Source organism: Pseudomonas sp. HY7a-MNA-CIBAN-0227 (assembly GCF_040310325.1).
GTDB lineage: Bacteria > Pseudomonadota > Gammaproteobacteria > Pseudomonadales > Pseudomonadaceae > Aquipseudomonas.
Genome location: NZ_JBEOPT010000002.1, coordinates 494,681 through 512,471 on the forward strand (window position 1 = coordinate 494,681; position 17,791 = coordinate 512,471).

18 protein-coding genes are annotated in these 17,791 nt (G+C 36.9%); 7 read left to right on the forward strand and 11 right to left on the reverse strand.

Annotation, left to right across the window (positions count from 1 at the left end):
- Positions 1-9 precede the first annotated feature (9 nt).
- The 6 genes from AAEZ06_RS05530 to AAEZ06_RS05555 all read left to right on the forward strand — a co-directional run bounded on the left by AAEZ06_RS05530 (position 10) and on the right by AAEZ06_RS05555 (position 8,118).
- Positions 10-3,204, forward strand: a complete 3,195-nt coding sequence (locus AAEZ06_RS05530) for a hypothetical protein (protein WP_350613299.1) — start codon at positions 10-12, stop codon at positions 3,202-3,204.
- Between the two features lie 138 nt (positions 3,205-3,342).
- Positions 3,343-3,816, forward strand: coding sequence for a hypothetical protein (locus AAEZ06_RS05535; protein ID WP_350613301.1), 474 nt, complete (start codon positions 3,343-3,345; stop codon positions 3,814-3,816).
- A complete protein-coding gene (locus AAEZ06_RS05540) occupies positions 3,809-4,375 on the forward strand; it encodes a hypothetical protein (protein ID WP_350613303.1) in 567 nt (188 codons plus the stop codon). Before AAEZ06_RS05535 ends, AAEZ06_RS05540 begins: the two co-directional genes overlap by 8 nt.
- Before the next feature lie 15 nt (positions 4,376-4,390).
- Positions 4,391-4,960: a hypothetical protein gene (locus AAEZ06_RS05545; RefSeq protein WP_350613305.1), complete on the forward strand. Its 570-nt coding sequence runs from the start codon at positions 4,391-4,393 to the stop codon at positions 4,958-4,960.
- A gap of 73 nt (positions 4,961-5,033) precedes the next feature.
- Positions 5,034-5,822, forward strand: a complete 789-nt coding sequence (locus tag AAEZ06_RS05550; protein ID WP_350613307.1) for a hypothetical protein — start codon at positions 5,034-5,036, stop codon at positions 5,820-5,822.
- Position 5,823: 1 nt separating this feature from the next.
- Complete coding sequence (locus AAEZ06_RS05555) at positions 5,824-8,118, forward strand: hypothetical protein (RefSeq protein WP_350613309.1); 2,295 nt, start codon at positions 5,824-5,826, stop codon at positions 8,116-8,118.
- A gap of 88 nt (positions 8,119-8,206) precedes the next feature.
- On the opposite strand, the gene AAEZ06_RS05560 is transcribed toward AAEZ06_RS05555, so the two are convergent.
- Both AAEZ06_RS05560 and AAEZ06_RS05565 read right to left on the reverse strand, forming a co-directional pair.
- A complete protein-coding gene (locus AAEZ06_RS05560) occupies positions 8,207-8,758 on the reverse strand; it encodes a hypothetical protein (RefSeq protein ID WP_350613311.1) in 552 nt (183 codons plus the stop codon).
- A 56-nt stretch (positions 8,759-8,814) separates the two neighbouring features.
- Entirely contained in the window at positions 8,815-9,237 is a 423-nt protein-coding gene (locus AAEZ06_RS05565) for a hypothetical protein (RefSeq protein WP_350613313.1), read from the reverse strand.
- A 1,896-nt stretch (positions 9,238-11,133) separates the two neighbouring features.
- Between AAEZ06_RS05565 and AAEZ06_RS05570 the strand changes: the two genes are divergently transcribed.
- Complete coding sequence (locus tag AAEZ06_RS05570) at positions 11,134-12,240, forward strand: hypothetical protein (RefSeq protein ID WP_350613315.1); 1,107 nt, start codon at positions 11,134-11,136, stop codon at positions 12,238-12,240.
- Positions 12,241-12,295: 55 nt separating this feature from the next.
- On the opposite strand, the gene AAEZ06_RS05575 is transcribed toward AAEZ06_RS05570, so the two are convergent.
- From AAEZ06_RS05575 to AAEZ06_RS05615, 9 genes are all read right to left on the reverse strand, one after another.
- A complete protein-coding gene (locus tag AAEZ06_RS05575; protein ID WP_350613317.1) occupies positions 12,296-12,667 on the reverse strand; it encodes a hypothetical protein in 372 nt (123 codons plus the stop codon).
- Between the two features lie 101 nt (positions 12,668-12,768).
- On the reverse strand, positions 12,769-13,257 hold the full coding sequence (locus tag AAEZ06_RS05580; RefSeq protein ID WP_350613319.1) for a hypothetical protein: 489 nt from the start codon (positions 13,255-13,257) through the stop codon (positions 12,769-12,771).
- Positions 13,258-13,353: 96 nt separating this feature from the next.
- Positions 13,354-13,671 carry a hypothetical protein gene (locus AAEZ06_RS05585; protein WP_350613320.1) on the reverse strand — a complete coding sequence of 106 codons (318 nt, stop codon included), beginning with the start codon at positions 13,669-13,671 and terminating at the stop codon, positions 13,354-13,356.
- 226 nt (positions 13,672-13,897) lie between these two features.
- Positions 13,898-14,248, reverse strand: a complete 351-nt coding sequence (locus AAEZ06_RS05590; protein WP_350613322.1) for a hypothetical protein — start codon at positions 14,246-14,248, stop codon at positions 13,898-13,900.
- 240 nt (positions 14,249-14,488) lie between these two features.
- A complete protein-coding gene (locus AAEZ06_RS05595; protein WP_350613324.1) occupies positions 14,489-14,713 on the reverse strand; it encodes a hypothetical protein in 225 nt (74 codons plus the stop codon).
- A 192-nt stretch (positions 14,714-14,905) separates the two neighbouring features.
- Complete coding sequence (locus AAEZ06_RS05600) at positions 14,906-15,814, reverse strand: hypothetical protein (RefSeq protein WP_350613326.1); 909 nt, start codon at positions 15,812-15,814, stop codon at positions 14,906-14,908.
- Between the two features lie 88 nt (positions 15,815-15,902).
- Positions 15,903-16,241 (reverse strand): hypothetical protein, encoded by a 339-nt coding sequence (locus AAEZ06_RS05605; RefSeq protein WP_350613328.1) that lies wholly within the window; start codon positions 16,239-16,241, stop codon positions 15,903-15,905.
- Positions 16,242-16,358: 117 nt separating this feature from the next.
- Positions 16,359-16,946 carry a hypothetical protein gene (locus AAEZ06_RS05610; protein ID WP_350613330.1) on the reverse strand — a complete coding sequence of 196 codons (588 nt, stop codon included), beginning with the start codon at positions 16,944-16,946 and terminating at the stop codon, positions 16,359-16,361.
- 171 nt (positions 16,947-17,117) lie between these two features.
- Positions 17,118-17,660, reverse strand: a complete 543-nt coding sequence (locus tag AAEZ06_RS05615; protein WP_350613332.1) for a DotI/IcmL/TraM family protein — start codon at positions 17,658-17,660, stop codon at positions 17,118-17,120.
- Positions 17,661-17,791 lie beyond the last annotated feature (131 nt).

Genomic DNA, 17,791 nt, shown 5'->3' on the forward strand with positions numbered 1-17,791 from the left:
GAGGAAAACATGAATGTAATTAAAAAAATATTGCTTGCTTTCACAATCGTCTTTTCCTTAGCAGGTTGTGATTTGAGTCCTTCGGATTCAGTTAAGTATATGGAAGAAGCTGAACAGCATTTAGATGGTTCACAAACACCTACCTTTGCACCGAACTTAAGTAAAAATGATTTGTTCGTTGTAAGGATGCTTGGTTCGCTTATCAATCTAAATTATGTCGCTCCGGTATTGAAAGCTTTGTACGGATTGGAGCTAATAGATTACAACGGCCCAACAGTTCCACTCGACAAATATATAGCGTGGATTTACACGCTTTGTATAGTTATATTTTTCTGCGTCTTTGTAATCCGTTTCGTGATGGTAATGATGAGAGGTTCTCAAGAGGAAACTACAACTTTTGCTGAAGACTTCGAAGGGCTTATAAGACCTTGCATTTGGTTTGGAGTAGGTGCCATATTATCAGGGCTATTTGCTTATATTGTACTGCCTAGCCTTGGAGCTATAAACAATGCTCTCTTTTCAAATGCGATGAATGATGTTAGCAACAATAGTAATCTGCCGATTTCCAATTTAGCAATTCGCTTAACGAAAAGAAATGACATTGCAGAAGCGGTGTTCGCAAGAAAGTTAGAAGAGAAAAGAACGAGCTATGCAAAGGCTGTAAGATTTTCCAAACACTTGTCAGCTAATCAAACCGATTTAGATGGTAATGATAGATCGACCACGTTTAGCGACTTCGCTGCTTATCAATCTAAATTGACAGGCATTGAATACGCAACGAACATTAATAAAACTGTTGATTGGATCGACATGGTAACAACAGGAATTATCAGCCCGATATGGGCGGTTTCAAAATGGTGGAATGCTGAAGGATATGTCTTAGCGTATCAGCTTTATGGAAAATCAAACGGCGGTTATTTTGTCGATGACGTTCTTAACTTTGAGACTTCCAATTTTTCAATTGGGCTTGGTAAAGATGTGGTTGAATTTAACGACGACTTCACCAGCAATGATAGCAACTCTTTAAAAAGAAGAAACACAATTGCTGCTGCGATGAATTTTAAAGGTTCAATTGATGCAATCACTGCACTCAACACCATTCAAGCAACTGTAAGCTCTGCGTTAACTGCTGACGACTTGTCATATGTCGCTAATCAGTATCCAGAAGTTTACAATGCTGTAAAAGCAGATTTTAAAGCGGCGTTTTCAAGTGTTGAGAATGATGTATTAAGTTTCAATACTGACGCACAAAGAGTCGAAATAACAGCATCTATAATGGGGCTTGTAACTGCGGCTAAATATGGGATAAATAAAGACGGCACATTCATAAAAATTTATAATTGGTTAGACGCTGCCGGTGTAGATTGGTTATCAGTAAACTGTGCAAACTCTACATTCAATTATGACAATCAAAAGAAAGCATTAAGTATACTCAATGGGAGTGGTAATAGTTTCTATCATGACTTGAATCAATGGGGTACGTTAGATCAAGCGTGTATCAATCCAGTGGGTAATAAGTATGAGCTATTGACAATGGATGCAGTCAATCAAGTAGCTGCAATCAAAGTCAAGTTCATCAATGCAAAGTCACATGCACAAGCTTTGAAAATCTATTACAACATCGTAAGCATCGCGGGTAAAGAGGCTTATAGAGAAGTCGTTAGTCAAGTAACCAATTCAAACAATCAGGCGTTAAAGAAACAACTCAAAGGTGTTGCTGCTGCTCCGCTACAACTTATCGAGATTGTTAAATCAAAACATTCAAAAGATGTTATAGCGAACAGAATCGATAATGCTGTGACTTATACTTATGTAAATGGTAATAAACAGCACAACAACTTTGTTGATAACGTGGCGGTATTTGGATCTCCTGAAAACAAAAACTACGTTAAAGAAGCTGATCAAACAGATATTCTGAACAAGTTTCCAGAAATCAGATTTATAACTCTATTTGATGACAATTCATTAGCAACGGGTAACATAGCAAGCCTTAATCAAATCGAAAAGAATATCGAAAACAGCTATGCACAAGCAATCATAGATGCGTTTACCGATGTTGTCCTAGGCCCGGTTGATGACGCAATGAAATACGCAGGTGCTTTACCGATGAACATGAATATCACTGATGGTTTAGCGTATTGCGAAAGAACAGATTGTCCTGAAACATTTAAGCCTTCTTTGTTTGAGACAGTTGTGATTTCGGGTAAGAAATTTAGAGATGCCGGTGTCACTTGTTTATCAACTATTGCAGTAGTGAAAGCGGCAAATAATGTGCTTGATATAAGTGACAGTGCAAACGCTGCTGGTTCGTCTGGTGCGGTTGCTGCTGCTGGTAGCACTGGCAAGCTGGGAGGCAAGCTAATCAAGACTGTGAGTGCTAGTGCGGCGGCTGCAGCTGATGCAGCGTCTACACCTTGCTACATCATGTTGGCGGCTGGTATCACAAACGGTGACGTAATGCCGATGAGCTATTCAATCTCGCTTATCTTCATGTTCTACACATTATTAGTCACTGCGTTTGCTGTCATCATCATATTCCCTTTTATGGTTATTGTTGATTTGGCGTTAGGTGGTAAAAAGATGGAATATAGTACAAGAGTTGTTAAGCATGGGGCTGGTATTGTGATAATTCCATTTATTATGTTAGCCGGAACATTGTTCACGTTTGCATTGATGTTATTGCAACCATACGACATCGTAAGAATATTGCTTGATTTAGGATTTGGTGTTGAAGCTGGGTTGATAGCCGGTTTAATGTCTGGTTTGTCATTAGCATTAGTATTGCCGCTTCTGTTCAAAATGGCGACTAACGTATCTGACGAATTAGTGAAGACTCTTCTTCAAATCATGAATCTTGGTGTTAACGTAAGCTCCGCTTCACAAATGAATAATCAAGTGGCTCAAACTGCAATCGGGGGTGCTACTGCCGGTAAAATAGCACAAGCTTCAAGAATTGCGGAAATGCCAATCCATGAGTTTGTTGCTTACAAAAAAGAGCAAAAGAAAATCATGAATGACATTAATGCACGAGAGCACTATGAAAATATTCAAAATGCTCGCGATCAAGTTACACAAAGACAAACAGGTGATGTGGTTGATGAAGGTAAGAAACTTGATGACAGCGTAATGAAAGATCCTGACTTTAAAAAAGAAGAAAAGAAAGACGTTGTTAAGAAAGATGACGATAAAGAAAAAGACGAATAATTGTTCGTGTATCACAAATTGGACGCTTCGGCGTCTTTTTTGTTTGGTTATATATTAATTAGTTGTAATTAATTACTCTTTCAATATTGTAAAATAATTTGCAGGTGATATAATGAATAAAAACAAGTGCAATATAAAATGAATATAAACAAGTATGATGGAAGAGGAATAAAGAAACGTGTAGCACTCACAGTCGCTGAAAAAGCTGAGTTCTTGATAAAGGCTTTCTGGTATAAAAAAATCAAACCGCTAAACTGGGCCATGTGGGAAAACATATTCTACGGATTGATATTCTTCGCTATGTTCGCGGTGTTGTGTTTCGCGGCGGGTTACATTTTCTATTTAAGTAATCAATACCCTGCCTCGGTTAGAGTCATGTCCTTGATGAATCAGAAACTGATGTGGGTGTTCCCATTTATCATTGGGTATCTGTTTAAAATAACAACTTCGGGAAATTGGTTTAATATAGCTTACGCTGTATTTGCACGATTAATGAGTAAGGCTATCAAACCAGTGGCAAAATATTTTGCAAGATTGAAAAATAAGGCTATCAAGACGGTAGCAAAAAAAACAAATAACAATGAAAATGGAAATGGGGTGAGTGATGAGTGAAGGTAAAGTAATTTCTTTAAGAGAATTTTCAAGAAGATTTTGCATTAAAGGTGAAAATCTGTTTAGAGATTTTTCACTGCCAGTTGTGGTAAGTGCCAGCGGTGATGTTAAGGCGTTGTATGACTATGATTTGATGGTTAACATTCTAGAGCAACACATTCGACTTGATATTAAACCTACGATTGAGAAAAAATTTAAAAACAAGGGCATTAAATTCAAAAGCTGCGAAATGAACGAATCGAAAATAAAATCAATGTTAGATTCTGTTAGGTCGTCCGGTGATAAAGGATTATTTAGTGATGTCTTGAAGGTCATTTATAAAACAAATGACATTATAGCCGAAGAATATAATCTCTGGGGTAAATCATACCTAGTAGATAAAATCATGGAAGAGACTGATATTACAAAGGCTTCTGCTTATCATCGTGTCAACAGTTGTATTGTTGCTGCTGACTTGAAGCCGGTTGCTTACTCAAAAATGCTGACTCCTGTGTATGACGCAAATGAACTCACGCAAGCTTATGAAGAGTGGGTAAAAAATCAACGAAAATTAAAATAATATGCGGGTGGTATGATGAGTGAAGTTGAAGAGGTTCTACTAAGTAATAATTCAAAGTCGATATATGCAAGAACGTTAAGAATAGCAAATTTCTTGACGTTTTTGTCTTTCCAGCCTTACAACAGTCCTGACTTATCGCCCGTTGAGGTTCAAGAAGTGCAGGATATGTTGAAGCTGAAAAAAGACTATTTTGGGCAATTCAATCATTATGTTACTCTTTACCAACCTAACCTTGATTACTCGATTGAATTTGTTAACTATCTAAATATATCCCACGGCTGGTTTGATTTAACAGACAGTTACGCACGTTTCATTGAGTCTGATTGTGATGTCGAAATCAGCGATACCCACAAGCAAAGGTTTCAAGAATTAATCAAAAAGTTAGCTGACAAAAACCTCAATATCTTTGAGTTCGCTGACACATCAAACAAAAGTGCCGTTATCAGCACGATAAAAGCTTATAAGACATTATACTCAACAAAACCTAAAAAGAACTTCAAGAAATCTAAAAAATGGAAGTTTATCAATTTGGGGCTTATTTTGATTGCCTTAACTTACTGGATGTATGTTCTTTTTAACAGCTAATTATGTGTAATTGTGTGTTATTGTAATAACATTAAAATATGTTATAATTATAATAACAACTACATAGATTATAATGAGAAGAATAAAACTCGCATTCGCTTTTATGTTTGTGTTTTCGTTGGGAATGACAGTAGATACAGTATCTGTAAAAAATACTTCGCTTTCAATGCAAACATCAACTGCAGAAGCCGCACAAGCAACAACTACTTCAAAAGGAAAAGCAAACTCGGTTAATCTTTATCAGCCCGATTTAGGTTTAGTAAAAGACAAGTCCGCTGCACAAAACTTCGTTGAAACCAACAATAAATGGATTCGAGGATTAACAATAGTTTTCGGTGTACTTATGGGATTTGTGCTGACGATAGGAGTCGGTTTACGACTTAAAATGAAAGCCGATGAAGGGCATAAAATATCATTAGCCTCCATCTTCATTACGGCATTAGCCGCCTCATTATGCTTTAACTCTTATCGAATTGCGGGTCTGTTCTTGCCAGACGGGAATGATTGCTCACTTTCTGGATTCGCTTCCGGCCAATGTGGTGCAACGGCGATGCCCGCACTTGGGGCACTTGCTGATGAAATTACGGGTGCTACTGCTTCTGCTGGTGGTGGTTCAAGTAATCTGGATTTCTTAGGTGATACATATTCTCTTGTTAACTCTGTTAGTTATACGATTGCTGGAATCGGAGTAATATATTTTATCATAGCAGTGCTATTACTGAGAAGGATGTCTTATGGTGATGAAAGAAAGGACTATGGAAAGGTAGCAAGAATGCTTTTTTCGTCGGTTGTGATTATGAATCACCGTGGTTTAATTGATAGCTTTGTAGTCACTCTAAAAGCTCTAGGGTTTTGGAGTTGATATGAATAATCTTATCAAATCCATTTTACTATCCATACCGCTAATATTTATCTCATCTTTATCATTTGCAGAAGGGTGTGGTGGTTTAGTCGAAAACACACAAGTCGTCACAGAAATTGATGCTGCATGTGAAAAGCAGATTTTGGGATTTGAGCCTACCATTGACATAATTAACAAAGCATTCATGGCCCAAAATTCACCTTCAGAGTTGGATGTGGTCACTGGAAAATATAAATCCGATGGCAGCATGAGTAGTAGCTCTCTACTTTCACTACATGCCCTTGGAATCCTAGCAGTGACGTTAATAGCTGTTCTCGGAGTAACGTTTGCGTTCGGATTTGTAAAAAATATCTACCATGCTCAAAAAGCCGGAAATGAAACGAATGTTTTGGCGAATGGTGCGACATCTGCGAACGCAATAAAAATGTTAGTGAAGACGCCTTTTGTAGTGGGTTGGACAGCTCTTGTCGTGGTGTGCGTTGTATTATCTTTTAAAGGTGTGGCATTGCTCATCTATAACATCCAAATCCAAAATAACAAGACTATTCAGCTATCTTATAGCTCTTATGCGAGCGACAGTAAAAATAAAGCTGACAAAAGAGCCGCAAGTGATATAGGTCCGTTGCTTAAATATGCGTCATGTGTAATTGATCACGACAAGCGACTTATATTTGATAACTCAGTAGCTTCTGATTACACCCTTAAAGATTCAGATTATTTAACATGTATGAAAAGCAATTCATCAGTGCTTGATGAGCCTAAAACCTCTTTCATATCCCGTCATCTTTACAAAGTTCAAGATTGCGGAATAAAATATGCTAAGTTAAGTAACGCCACTTGTGGTTTTGTCAATTTCAAGATAGACGCTCAACAGATATTAAAGCAGAAATACATAGAGTTTGAAGATAAATTATTGACTGCTGCAAATGATATAAGAAATTACTATTGCTTGAATCAGTCAATTGTTGATAAAGACGCTCAAATTAAGAACCAATGTTGGGCTTACAATCCGGTCACTAATGAGATTCCATTAGACGGGAAGGGCAGAATAAGTTATGTGACTGCGGGTAAGTCGTTCGCTGACTTGAAAGCTACAAAAGCTGGGTTGCAAAACGAATTGAGTGTGGCATTACAAGCAACAGCGTTAGAGAATTTCAAGACGTATACGCCAGTGAAGAGAGAAATAAATGTTACCAGTTATATTAAATCCGTTTTTACAGAAAACGAACTTATTAGAGCCGTGAAGAACTATAATAATTTAGCGATGGATTATGATTTTGAATACGTCGATGAGTTTCAATACAATCAAGTTGGTTCAAATTACAGCACCATAAACAACTTTATCGACGGTGGAACCTCTACAACGAGTAGCAGTAATAAAAGAATTGAGAGTATCATTGATTCACTTACACAAAAAACTCAGGATGAATTTCTCAAAGAGACTGTCATGTCGATGGCGAATTTCATGGGAAGTGACTATGTTGAAAATCTCGGTTTGGAGTATAAAGCCGGTGGCGATTACAACGTAATCTCATCAACTATCATTGCAGGTCAACAGACCGCAACATACCTTATCGTCACGTCTCTTGCTTTGAAGGGCGTCGAGGGTGGTCTATCGATGATCGGTACACGTAGTCAATCGGGCAAGCCAGACATGACGGTGATTGTGCTTGAGAAGACGATGGGATTTTTTGGTAGTTACATGCTTGCAATGGGCCTTGCGGTTGCGGGTGCGGTCATTGGGCTTGTGTTGCTCATCATTTCAACGCTCTGTTCACAAGTTATTGCTGTCGGTCAAAATGTGGTGAAAATCGCTTACATCTATGAGCTTACGTTTGTGATGGCAGGTATTGATGATAAGTCAGGGAAAGCATTTAATCACGACGATATATCAAGAAGATTGATAACGCTTCTGTATGTACTACTCGCACTGTCTGCCATTGTTATTGAGTTTGAACTTTCACGATATGTCGCTTATTTGTTAACTGATTTTGCGAAAGACAATTTCTACTTAATCAATCAATCTGCTGGTTACGTTGTAGAATCTGGTAATACGGTTATGTCTGTTGTTTATGATTTTATCGTATTGTTCGCTTTCCATGTCATTGTAATTTCCACGATGATGCTGGGTATGACGAAAGTTAACCAATCTTTTAACGCTGCTTTGATACTCAAATTGTTTGGTTCGCAAGACTTGAAGAGTGGAGCATTGCTTGAAGATACTAAGAAAATTGCACAAGCAACTGAGAGCCATTTTGGATCAATGGCGAAAAGTGCAAGGTCACAAAGGATATAAGGATTTAACCGCTTCGGCGGTTTTTTCGTTTGATTGATACGGTGATATTTAAGATATGAAACAAGCCTATTTAAAGGCTTTTTTCATTTTAGTAGTGTGGATATTCTCTGCGTATCTCTGCGATGGTTTTCTTTCGTTCAATGTCAGTTCGTATCTTATTGTCCTTTATGTCATAGAACTTGTGTTCAAATATCATTTCTCTTGTCTTTGAATCTATCTTTCTATATTTACCAGTTGCTACCCACTCATAGAATGTGCATGAGATTATTCTTGCTGCGTGTTTTTCTTGTAAATCACTTATACGCTCGATTCTGCCGATTTCTTTAAAGTGATTTTTTGCCTGAAGCTCATTTATAAAGCTGACCATTTCCTGTTCTTTAAATGAATTAAAGAAGGGTATCGTTTCGATTTCAGTTTGAAGAAATTGAAACGTGGAGTAGTGTGATTTGTCTTTCCGACTTTCGTCGTAGTAAAGGCTTTCTATTGCAATTCGTTCTTTACGTGATGGATATCCTTTGCCGACCGGCACTTTATGCCACAATAGATTTTGAAAATCTATGAATCCCGCAAGTTTTAAAAATTCAGCATAATCTTTTATCTTATTATCGCCGTATTGACTGTGATGTTTTACTTTTTCCATGATATTTACAAGATGTTGTTTCAAGTATTATAACATGGATTTGGAATATTAGAAGGCTATGCGTATTGAGACATTATTTCAGCTTCTGCTTTAGATATATTGTCACTGTTTACCTTGAAGTGATTTTTAATCATTTCTTTATTTTTGATATTCAAATACATCAGTAGTGAATATGAAATGCCTTTAGATTTGTAGAACGTAATGTGTGCGTCTTGAGTGAGCTTTTGAAGACCATTGAAACTGTATTTCCGTTTCTCATCTGGCTTAGTGATAGTTTTCCATGTCTCATCTTCTAATACGTCGATATGGCACTGAATATGATCCTCTTTTACTTCAACGTCATAGTATTTGAGTTGCGTGGATTCCAGCCAAAAATAAAAATTCTCAAAAAGACGAATATTTTGAAGCGTGGGACGTTCGGTTGAGAAGTAGCGAGTCGTATTACCTTGTTCGTCTTTGTGAGCTACGTACAACTGCATTGAGCGGCTTCCATGTCTTGAGCTATGCCTGTGTTTTAGCAGCTTGGAGTGAGCTTGTGAAGCCTCGAGCGGTGCTGATCTCCCGATAGATACGGGTATGGTCTAACCATCGGTGGGTAGTAGTGGTTAATGGCTCAAATTCAGTCAATCCGTAGGATCTGGGTAGTGGTGGGTAGGCTTCAAGGCAACGTCAAAAGCCAGCCCTTGCGGGCTATTCTGGGTATTAAAAGCGGTGAATATTTTATGGGTCATTCTTTCTGAATGTCACATAGACGGTAGTATTCTTAAAACCACTAAATGCCGGTACGTTGATGAGTTACATCATGGATATTATGGATATCTACTAACGGCAATTGCTGCGAAGCTGACGAGTAACGTATTTCAATTGTGGATATCTTACCACCTACACATTGCTGCGAAGCTGACGAGTAAATAAAAATGTCATGATTTACTTTATTGCCGTTAGTGGAAGGCGAGCACTTGAATTGTGGCGTAACATCGATGTCAGGCGTTTCAAAGTGTCAACTATGCAGTAGCATATTTCTATTTTGTTATTTGAAATATCGCTGCGGTGACGAGCTGTGTTTATTGTGATAATGGATATCGAACCACCCTGAATTGCTGCGAAGCTGACGAGTTAACCTTTATATCACTATCGTGTATTGGTTGCACTCTTGTAAGGAGGTATTTTAATTATTTTCCGCCTAGCTGTGTTTGTCTTTTTATATATGATTCTGCGGTGCAAATTTGTTTGTCAGTTATTGAGTCTAAGCAAACCTCCTTTCCGTCGAATATGGCTAGAACTATCATTTCAAAACATTCATAAGCTTCTCTCGAATAGAAACATTCATATTTTTGAGAAATTCGACTTACTCCCTGCTTCTTATAGCATTTCAAAGCCAAGTCATGGGACAAGAAATATTTGTTATTTTTGGTTAAAAACTTTAACTCTGCGAATCTTGCAAACCTGCTCGGTGATGTGTATGTTTCGATAAATTTAGCAGATACGAAAGATTTTATTGCTCTAACGCGGTTTCTTCTGTCTCTGCATGTGAATAAACCCTTTTTAATTATAATTGCTTCCATAAATCACCAGATAGTTGTTATTAGTTTTATTTTATCATGCCTAATAATCTTGTCCAGTAGGCGGTAGTAAATTATATTTCAAAGCACTAATAAAAATTGCATAGTCTCTAATTGGTTATTTCGCCGCCTGTTGAATAAAATTGATAGAGTTTGACCGTCATTAAAAAATAAACGCCATAAGGTGTAAAATAATAACCGATAGATATGATCTAAGGAAATACGTGTATGATCTATGATTCATCTATGCAGTTTCTTGTAATGCCGGTACTTTGACTAATCTGCTATGGCAAGCGGATTAGTCCTTGTTAAGTAGGCGGTAGTAAGTTTATAAATTAGGCAAAAGGAAGGTATGGTAGGTGAGGGGATTTATTACTCAGTTATTACTTATTCTTTATTAATGTAAAAACACCCTTTATTATCCAACTTTTAAGCCATAATTTACCATCACCTGCCGGAACCTTGACTAAAAAGGCCGGAACCTTGACTAAAAAGGCCGGAACTTTGACTAAAAAGGCCGGAACCTTGACTAAAAAAGGCCGGAACCTTGACTAAACCCTTATAAATGCTGGGTGAAAAGGATGTTGAAAGTAAACACATGTCATATAGGCGGTAGTAATCTAAATTTGGATTATTGTTATGTCTTGATGAGTGTTTTTGATTGTATTTCTAGTTAAGACGTTAGGGTGAAGTAGAAAGTGTAAAGTAGACGGTAGTAAAATAATTTTCGATTTACTATTGAATAGTTATATCCGCGTGCTATTATTTTATTATAGACAAACAAACAGCGTGACCAGAATGGAAGATAAGAGCATGTCATTACAAGAACGATTAACAAAAATACAAAATGGTGAGATTGAATATGTAGGCAACCACTATATCAATCATGAGCACAATGCCCATATATCAAAGATAATAGCTATCGTTGGAAGAACTTTGGTAAGAAATAAAGATGGCGTAAAAATACAATTAACAAACTTCATGGGCTATGAAAGTCTAGAAGTTACCGGCGTTGGTCTGGATAATAACGCTGTCGATTTATTAAGCCATGCGTGTTTTGTATTGAACAAAACCAAAAATCTTACCGTGAACATTGATATTATCGACTACATGAGAATGACAGGATTGAGTGTTGATGAGTTATCTAACAAGCCTAGATTTGTCAAGTCTCTCGAAAATAGCTGTGACCGAATGGCTGGAACAATTTATAAGATGAAAAAGCAAGGCGTGGTCTATGGGTCAAGCATCATCCTAAGTTATAAAATTGATACAAGAAACAACATATTAACCATCGTATTTAACGATGCGTTTAACGTTTTGCAAAATGAAGATAAAATTGTCCATAGCTTGAGCTTGGAATCAAAGCAATCATTAAAGAAAGAGTTTTCGTCTATAATCCTTGATGCTTTATCTGTAAATAATTATAGGAGAGAATCATGCCAAGAAATTTCCTATGCGGATCTAAAATGGGCAGTCGTTAGTAATACAAAAAAGGCTTCACATTTAAAGCAGGCGTATAACGAAGCTTTTGCTGAACTCGTTAATAAGAAGTTTCTTCAATCCTGCTCATTCCACGAATTGCCAAATAAACAGACAGTGGTTCGTTATAAATTCTTTAAGGGCCAGCCAAAAGCTGCTGCGGAAGAAGGCAAGAGAGAGCCAATAACAATTGACCAGTCACCTACGGTTGTTGACTATGATTCACTATCACAAGAAGGCGTGATGAAGGCCCTTGAATCGACTATCACAAGACTTGGTATCAACCCTGAGCACTTAGATCACCTGAAAGCTCAATCGGGCTTAAATGAGCTACAATCAAGCTTAGAAACCGATGAAGATGCATGGAATACATTTGATGATGAAAAGTTTTTTGGTAGTAAAGGTGGTAACGATATATGTGATAATGGGATTCCGTTTTAACATATCACAGACATAAAAATAAACACTCCTTGGAGTGCTTTTTTTTAGCCGAAAATTAGGAAACGAAATCGATTTCTAATGAAGCCTCAAAGCCTTCCTTTGTTGATTGTCTAAATGCGTTAACAACTTGACTGTTTGAATTCTTGTTTGTTGACCTTCTTATGAATTCAAAAAAAGCTACTTTGTCTATTGAAAATTCAATATCGGACGAAAGGAAAACGTCTACTTCACTGATGCCTACTAAAACAGTCCTTTGACTCGTTTTCCCGTCTCTTATGTTGATATGTTTTTGAGCGGCTTTGTAGTAAGTATTGATAATGTAATCAATCTCTAGATCACTGTAAGTGGTCTTGTTTGTGTCACCTGCTGCGAAATCGCTGAATACGCTGCTTAAATACTCTTTTGATGCGTTACCCTGTGTTAACATTAACTGTCCCCTTATTTATTTTAATATTATCATTATAACATATAATTATAGTTTTTACAAACACTGACAGGGGGGGCGTTAAAAAACCGCCTAAGCGGTTCTTATATATTCCTTACATTATCTGGAATCTTGTCTATTTTGATTTTATCAACCCATTCATATTTGCTCGTATACTTTACTCTTTCTTTGCCCATGAAGAATTTGTATATTTTAGATAATGTTGAATTCTTGTATTCAGCTACTTCATGATTATAAACGTCATAAGCTAATTTAAGTGTGGTTTCACAATATTGAATTGAATTTGTTGTCTTGCATAAATCCATGTCCAGTGTTTTTTCGTGTTGCGTTACCACATCGCAATCATACGTTAAATTATTGGCTCGGGCTAAGCGATGGCAAATCTCTTGCGAATTGTGTTGAGCTTCTACAAATCCCTCAACTACTTTTACATAATTCACTTCTTCGGGTGACTGGCTATTAAGCTCTGCGTATACCACGTTGAATGCGAGCAAGTAACATACTATACCAGACAATCCAATAACCGCTTTTAAAACTAATGGGTGCATATCTCTTTGTTTTCTTATATTCATGTTTCCTCTTATTGCTATTGTTTATCTCATTATACCATCTGCAAATTATATTACAATATTATAGATGACAAAAAACCGCCTAAGCGATTTAATTATTTAAACTTTATCTATTTTAAACAGTAATCCAGCACTATGATCGTTGTTGAACTCAAAATCGGTCTTAATTTTAAAGATGGGTGAAGATCTATCTTCAAGCGTGATGTGTAACTGAATCGCTTCATACACGCCGTCTGTAAGACCGTTGACCACTTTGGATAGCATGACGGTGTAGGTGCGGTAATCGAAAGGTTTGATGTGCTTGTAGAGCACGCCAGCCACGTTATCTACGGTCGCTTGGTGGTTGTCATCGTCTTTAAAATCGCTGTCGCATAGTAGAATACTTGAAATGACTTCTCTTGTTAATTTGCTTCCCATTTAATAACTCTGTTGTTATTTACTTCATTATATCACCTGCATATCATAATTCAATATCGATAAGTTAAAAATAAATAATGGTTGTTGAGTAACCAGTTGTGGTTATGAATGGTTATTGCTATTAAATGACTATTTTCTTGATAAGTGGTTATTGAATAACCATTGATGGTTAGGAAGGGTAGGGGTGAACTTCAGGCACAAAAAAACCGCATTAGCGGTTATTCATTTACAGTATTGTTTTGTTCTCTTGTTTCGTATCGCAATGTTCTTCTTGCTTAAGGTATTTCGGTTTTCTCGCTTCCATATCTAGGTAGGCCATCCTTGATCTTTCTTTTGCTACTTCAAATGAATACCTACTTGATAGTGTATTTGCCACGTATTGTTTTGCCTCCTGTGGAGCATAAAGAACGAAGCAAAGCGAAGCACACACAATCATTGGTATCCCTAGCGTCAACGTCTGTAAGATTGCCGGGTATAGTATTGCTGCCTTGGTAATTATTAACGCTGCAAAAAGTGGGGCAGCTACCATATAAAATATTCCAAATAGTGCGTCGAGGTTTATGTATGCATATTCCATGTTTCTCCTTTTATAAGTTCTTATTACTTATCATACCACCTGCATATTAAATTGCAATAGTTGGTTATAATGTTATTCATGTTGCATATTATGTTCAGGTTGATTAGTTTTAGAAGTCGTTAATCCGCTTTTAAATTTCCAGAAAGATTTAGATTTTGCGGTTTTTTAAGTTGAGTCATCAGAGTTTGGGGAGGGGCTTTGACTAATGACAGGCACAAAAAAACCGCCTGAGCGGTCGTTTTATTTTAATGCTTTAACTCTTTTCGCTATCAACTCTCTTGTGAAAATTTGTGGCCCTGAGAACTTACCTCCTTCATTACACTCAAACATTCTAACCATTTCCTTCAACCCATCTACTTGTGCCTCTCTAACGATTTCTAAAACTGCTGCTTCTTTACCTTTAATGTCATCTATTGTTAATAATTCAGCGAATATAATTTGACCGATTTCTTCGTATATGTTCATGTTTTGCTCCGTTTATTTAATTTGTTTGTCTTATACCTTTATCATACCACCTGCATATTATAATGCAATAGTGAAAGTTGAAATTATATTAAAATATTTTATATATTTCTAATTATCAGTTGAATTCAAGATTTATAGGCACAAAAACCGCCTGAGCGGTTGTTTGGTTGATTCAACATTTTAAATATTGCCTCAATTATCTTTTGTAAGTTCATTCTTTTTGTAGATTTCACTTGCCTTGATGGCTGCTGAGTTGTAGGCGTTTACATAGTCTTGGTATTTTTGGTTATGTTCGACACTGGTGGACGTGTTAAAAAGCTCTTTTCCTGAATCGACTACCGTATCCATCAAGGATGGTGCCTTTCCTATTGCACCCGAACTACCCGCAACGGCATTTTTGGCTGCTTCTAATTCAAGTAATCTCATAAGGTCTTGTGTATCAAATTCGTGGAACGCTTCCTTTTGAGCTTTAAGACCTAGTTCGGCAAAATGTCTGCCGATTGATACCACTTCATCTTTGTTTTCGGCTATGTCTTGAATATCTTTGTTCGCACCTTTATTGAAAGGGCTTGATAAAATAAGTTCTTGAACTTCTTTCATTTCATTCACGCCGTATGCTTCTTGATTGGATGGAATACGAGAGTCAGATTCTTTAAAAGAGATTGAATATTTTCCGTCCTTAAGTCCTAGCTTGTCAAATGTAAACGGATTGAGTGCATTTACAATGAACTCTAATTTTGTTTTTTTGACGCCGATTGCCGTTAATCTGCCGCTCGCCTTGTTTTCAAGGATATCAATACCATATTCATCAGTAATAAGCTTTAAGAGCTTTTTGTTGTATTCATTGGCAAAGTGTATTGAAATGGATTCCATCCTTTTTAAGCATAAATCCTCATTGTGTGATTTTATGCAATTTGAATATCCAGTCACGTTACTTGTTTCGTATTGATTGTAAACCTTATTGATGGTTGCAACTTTGCTGGCGAAAATCTCGTTGTCAGATATTAGTTTCTCGCTTGTGGCGATCATGAATATTGAAAATATTGATGAGAATACTGCAAATGCTGCCATTGCAATTGTTTGTTCTTTTGTCAATTTCATCGTGTCTCCTATGTTAATGTTGTTGTTTATTTTCTTAATATGGTGATAGCTGGGAATCCCCAAACTATCTTATTTACCTCTCGGCTGTTTATTCGGTGAAATGTCTGGTGATTGATGAAATCTTTCTATCTAGTATGGCGTTGACGTTTTCAGTCCCTAATGCCTTGAAATAGTCGCATTCGTTGACGTTAGACTCAGTGCTCATGCAACGGGTGTAGTCTGCCTGCACAACGTCCATGAGGGCTTTATGGTTGTGGTATGCATTGGCATATTGTGTGATGTAGGACACTGGGAAGGCTTCGTTATTGATCGCTGCTGCAGCGTCGGGTACTGATTTATAGCTTAATGTGTTGGCTGTGCTGAGATTTGGAGCCAATGCCAAGATTGTGAAGACTGAAACGATAATCTTGTTTAAAATTGTATTCATAATTATTTATTATTAACTGTTTACTTATATACTTATTATACCACCTGCATATTAAATTGCAATACCGCACCATAACTAAAGATAAATATGAAATAAAACAAAACCGCTGTAAGCGGCTTAGATTAATTTATATTTTAAGTATTGATTTATAAACTCAATGTCTTCAATCGTAGGCTTGCTGGTAAAATCTATTTTTACATTTCCGGTTTTAAGTTCAATAATTAAAGATGTTGATTCACTCGCTTTTAAATCACCAGAGAGTTTTTGACCTTCTGCTGTTGAGTCATCAATGGTTAGATCTGGCTGGTCAATCTTAGGGTACACTACCATCAACGGCTTGCTGACTTTCTTTCCGTTATGCAAGGTTGAAATCAGTTCATTCAATAAAATATTGAAATCGTTTATGAAAATGGTTTCAAACTTTTGATAGCTCTTGTTGAAGTGATTGACCGGCGTGGATGTTAACAGCCTAAACCACTGTCCAAAGCTTTCAATAAATGATCCGTCTTCGAAATATTCCCCCGGAAGTTCTTTAAACCTGTATTCAAGTCTTTCGCTGACGTACCTCATTACAGCGTTTCTTGATCTGTGTAATACGCGGTAGTCAAGGGCATTTTCTTTTATGATTACCTTTAAGTAACAACCATGCTGCCCTTTTATTCTTTGTGTGCTCTTGAATGGAAAGTGTGTTAGTTTCTTATACATAATGTCTCCAGCTATTGTTTATATTATAGTTATACCATTCATTAAATAAAAATCAATTCAATAGCTGATATTTTGTTTATAAATATGAGAATTATGCTTAATTTTAAATTAGGGGGAGGGCACTACTGACATTGCAGGCACAAAAAAACCGCCTGAGCGGTCTGTGTTTGTTTATTCACTTATCGTTAGATCGGCTATCGCTATACTGCGAACGTTAATCTCAGGGTTTTCAAATTTTACAGTTATCACAATTTTCGGTGTTTTAACGATGGTTCTGGTTTCCGATTTGTAGATGGTTGTGAGTCGTAAATAGAATTTGTAGTATGAATCACCGTCGATTTTCCCTTGTTGGACAAGAATAGGATCAAGGTCAACGATTGCAGAAGAAATGTAAAACCCGTTTTTAACGTTTTCCTTAATGCGTAATGCAGTTGCCATTGAAAAAGCTGGATAGAAATCAGTAGTAAATAAATCCTCGCCGCTCTTCATTACGTCGATGTAGTTATTTGCGTTGTAGTTGTAAAATTGAAGCACTGAATTTTTGATCCAGTATTTCATCGCTTCTGGATTCTCTGTAGGTCGTTCTTGCACTAGCAGTTCATGAATCTTCGGTTCGCCTTCAATTTGAACGGCTAGAAACGTTGTGGGAGAAGCGTTATGAAGATTTTTGTTTGTTATTACCATGAGGACAATGATCGCTACGAAAACGAACATTCCGGTGATTACTGTGAAGTTACATAGCTTGCTGATGTGATTTACATTCATTGATGACCTGTGTTTATGTTGTTATGTTTTTTTCCTTATCTGGAATAAATAGGTGAGCAATGGCATTGCCAATTACTCAT

Bases quoted from the DNA above. Each gene is read 5' to 3' on its own strand.
- AAEZ06_RS05530 (WP_350613299.1), top strand. From the start codon at position 10: ATGAATGTAATTAAAAAAATATTGCTTGCTTTCACAATCGTCTTTTCC.
- AAEZ06_RS05535 (WP_350613301.1), top strand. From the start codon at position 3,343: ATGAATATAAACAAGTATGATGGAAGAGGAATAAAGAAACGTGTAGCA.
- AAEZ06_RS05540 (WP_350613303.1), top strand. From the start codon at position 3,809: ATGAGTGAAGGTAAAGTAATTTCTTTAAGAGAATTTTCAAGAAGATTT.
- AAEZ06_RS05545 (WP_350613305.1), top strand. From the start codon at position 4,391: ATGAGTGAAGTTGAAGAGGTTCTACTAAGTAATAATTCAAAGTCGATA.
- AAEZ06_RS05550 (WP_350613307.1), top strand. From the start codon at position 5,034: ATGAGAAGAATAAAACTCGCATTCGCTTTTATGTTTGTGTTTTCGTTG.
- AAEZ06_RS05555 (WP_350613309.1), top strand. From the start codon at position 5,824: ATGAATAATCTTATCAAATCCATTTTACTATCCATACCGCTAATATTT.
- AAEZ06_RS05560 (WP_350613311.1), bottom strand. From the start codon at position 8,758: ATGGAAAAAGTAAAACATCACAGTCAATACGGCGATAATAAGATAAAA.
- AAEZ06_RS05565 (WP_350613313.1), bottom strand. From the start codon at position 9,237: ATGCAGTTGTACGTAGCTCACAAAGACGAACAAGGTAATACGACTCGC.
- AAEZ06_RS05570 (WP_350613315.1), top strand. From the start codon at position 11,134: ATGTCATTACAAGAACGATTAACAAAAATACAAAATGGTGAGATTGAA.
- AAEZ06_RS05575 (WP_350613317.1), bottom strand. From the start codon at position 12,667: ATGTTAACACAGGGTAACGCATCAAAAGAGTATTTAAGCAGCGTATTC.
- AAEZ06_RS05580 (WP_350613319.1), bottom strand. From the start codon at position 13,257: ATGAATATAAGAAAACAAAGAGATATGCACCCATTAGTTTTAAAAGCG.
- AAEZ06_RS05585 (WP_350613320.1), bottom strand. From the start codon at position 13,671: ATGGGAAGCAAATTAACAAGAGAAGTCATTTCAAGTATTCTACTATGC.
- AAEZ06_RS05590 (WP_350613322.1), bottom strand. From the start codon at position 14,248: ATGGAATATGCATACATAAACCTCGACGCACTATTTGGAATATTTTAT.
- AAEZ06_RS05595 (WP_350613324.1), bottom strand. From the start codon at position 14,713: ATGAACATATACGAAGAAATCGGTCAAATTATATTCGCTGAATTATTA.
- AAEZ06_RS05600 (WP_350613326.1), bottom strand. From the start codon at position 15,814: ATGAAATTGACAAAAGAACAAACAATTGCAATGGCAGCATTTGCAGTA.
- AAEZ06_RS05605 (WP_350613328.1), bottom strand. From the start codon at position 16,241: ATGAATACAATTTTAAACAAGATTATCGTTTCAGTCTTCACAATCTTG.
- AAEZ06_RS05610 (WP_350613330.1), bottom strand. From the start codon at position 16,946: ATGTATAAGAAACTAACACACTTTCCATTCAAGAGCACACAAAGAATA.
- AAEZ06_RS05615 (WP_350613332.1), bottom strand. From the start codon at position 17,660: ATGTTCGTTTTCGTAGCGATCATTGTCCTCATGGTAATAACAAACAAA.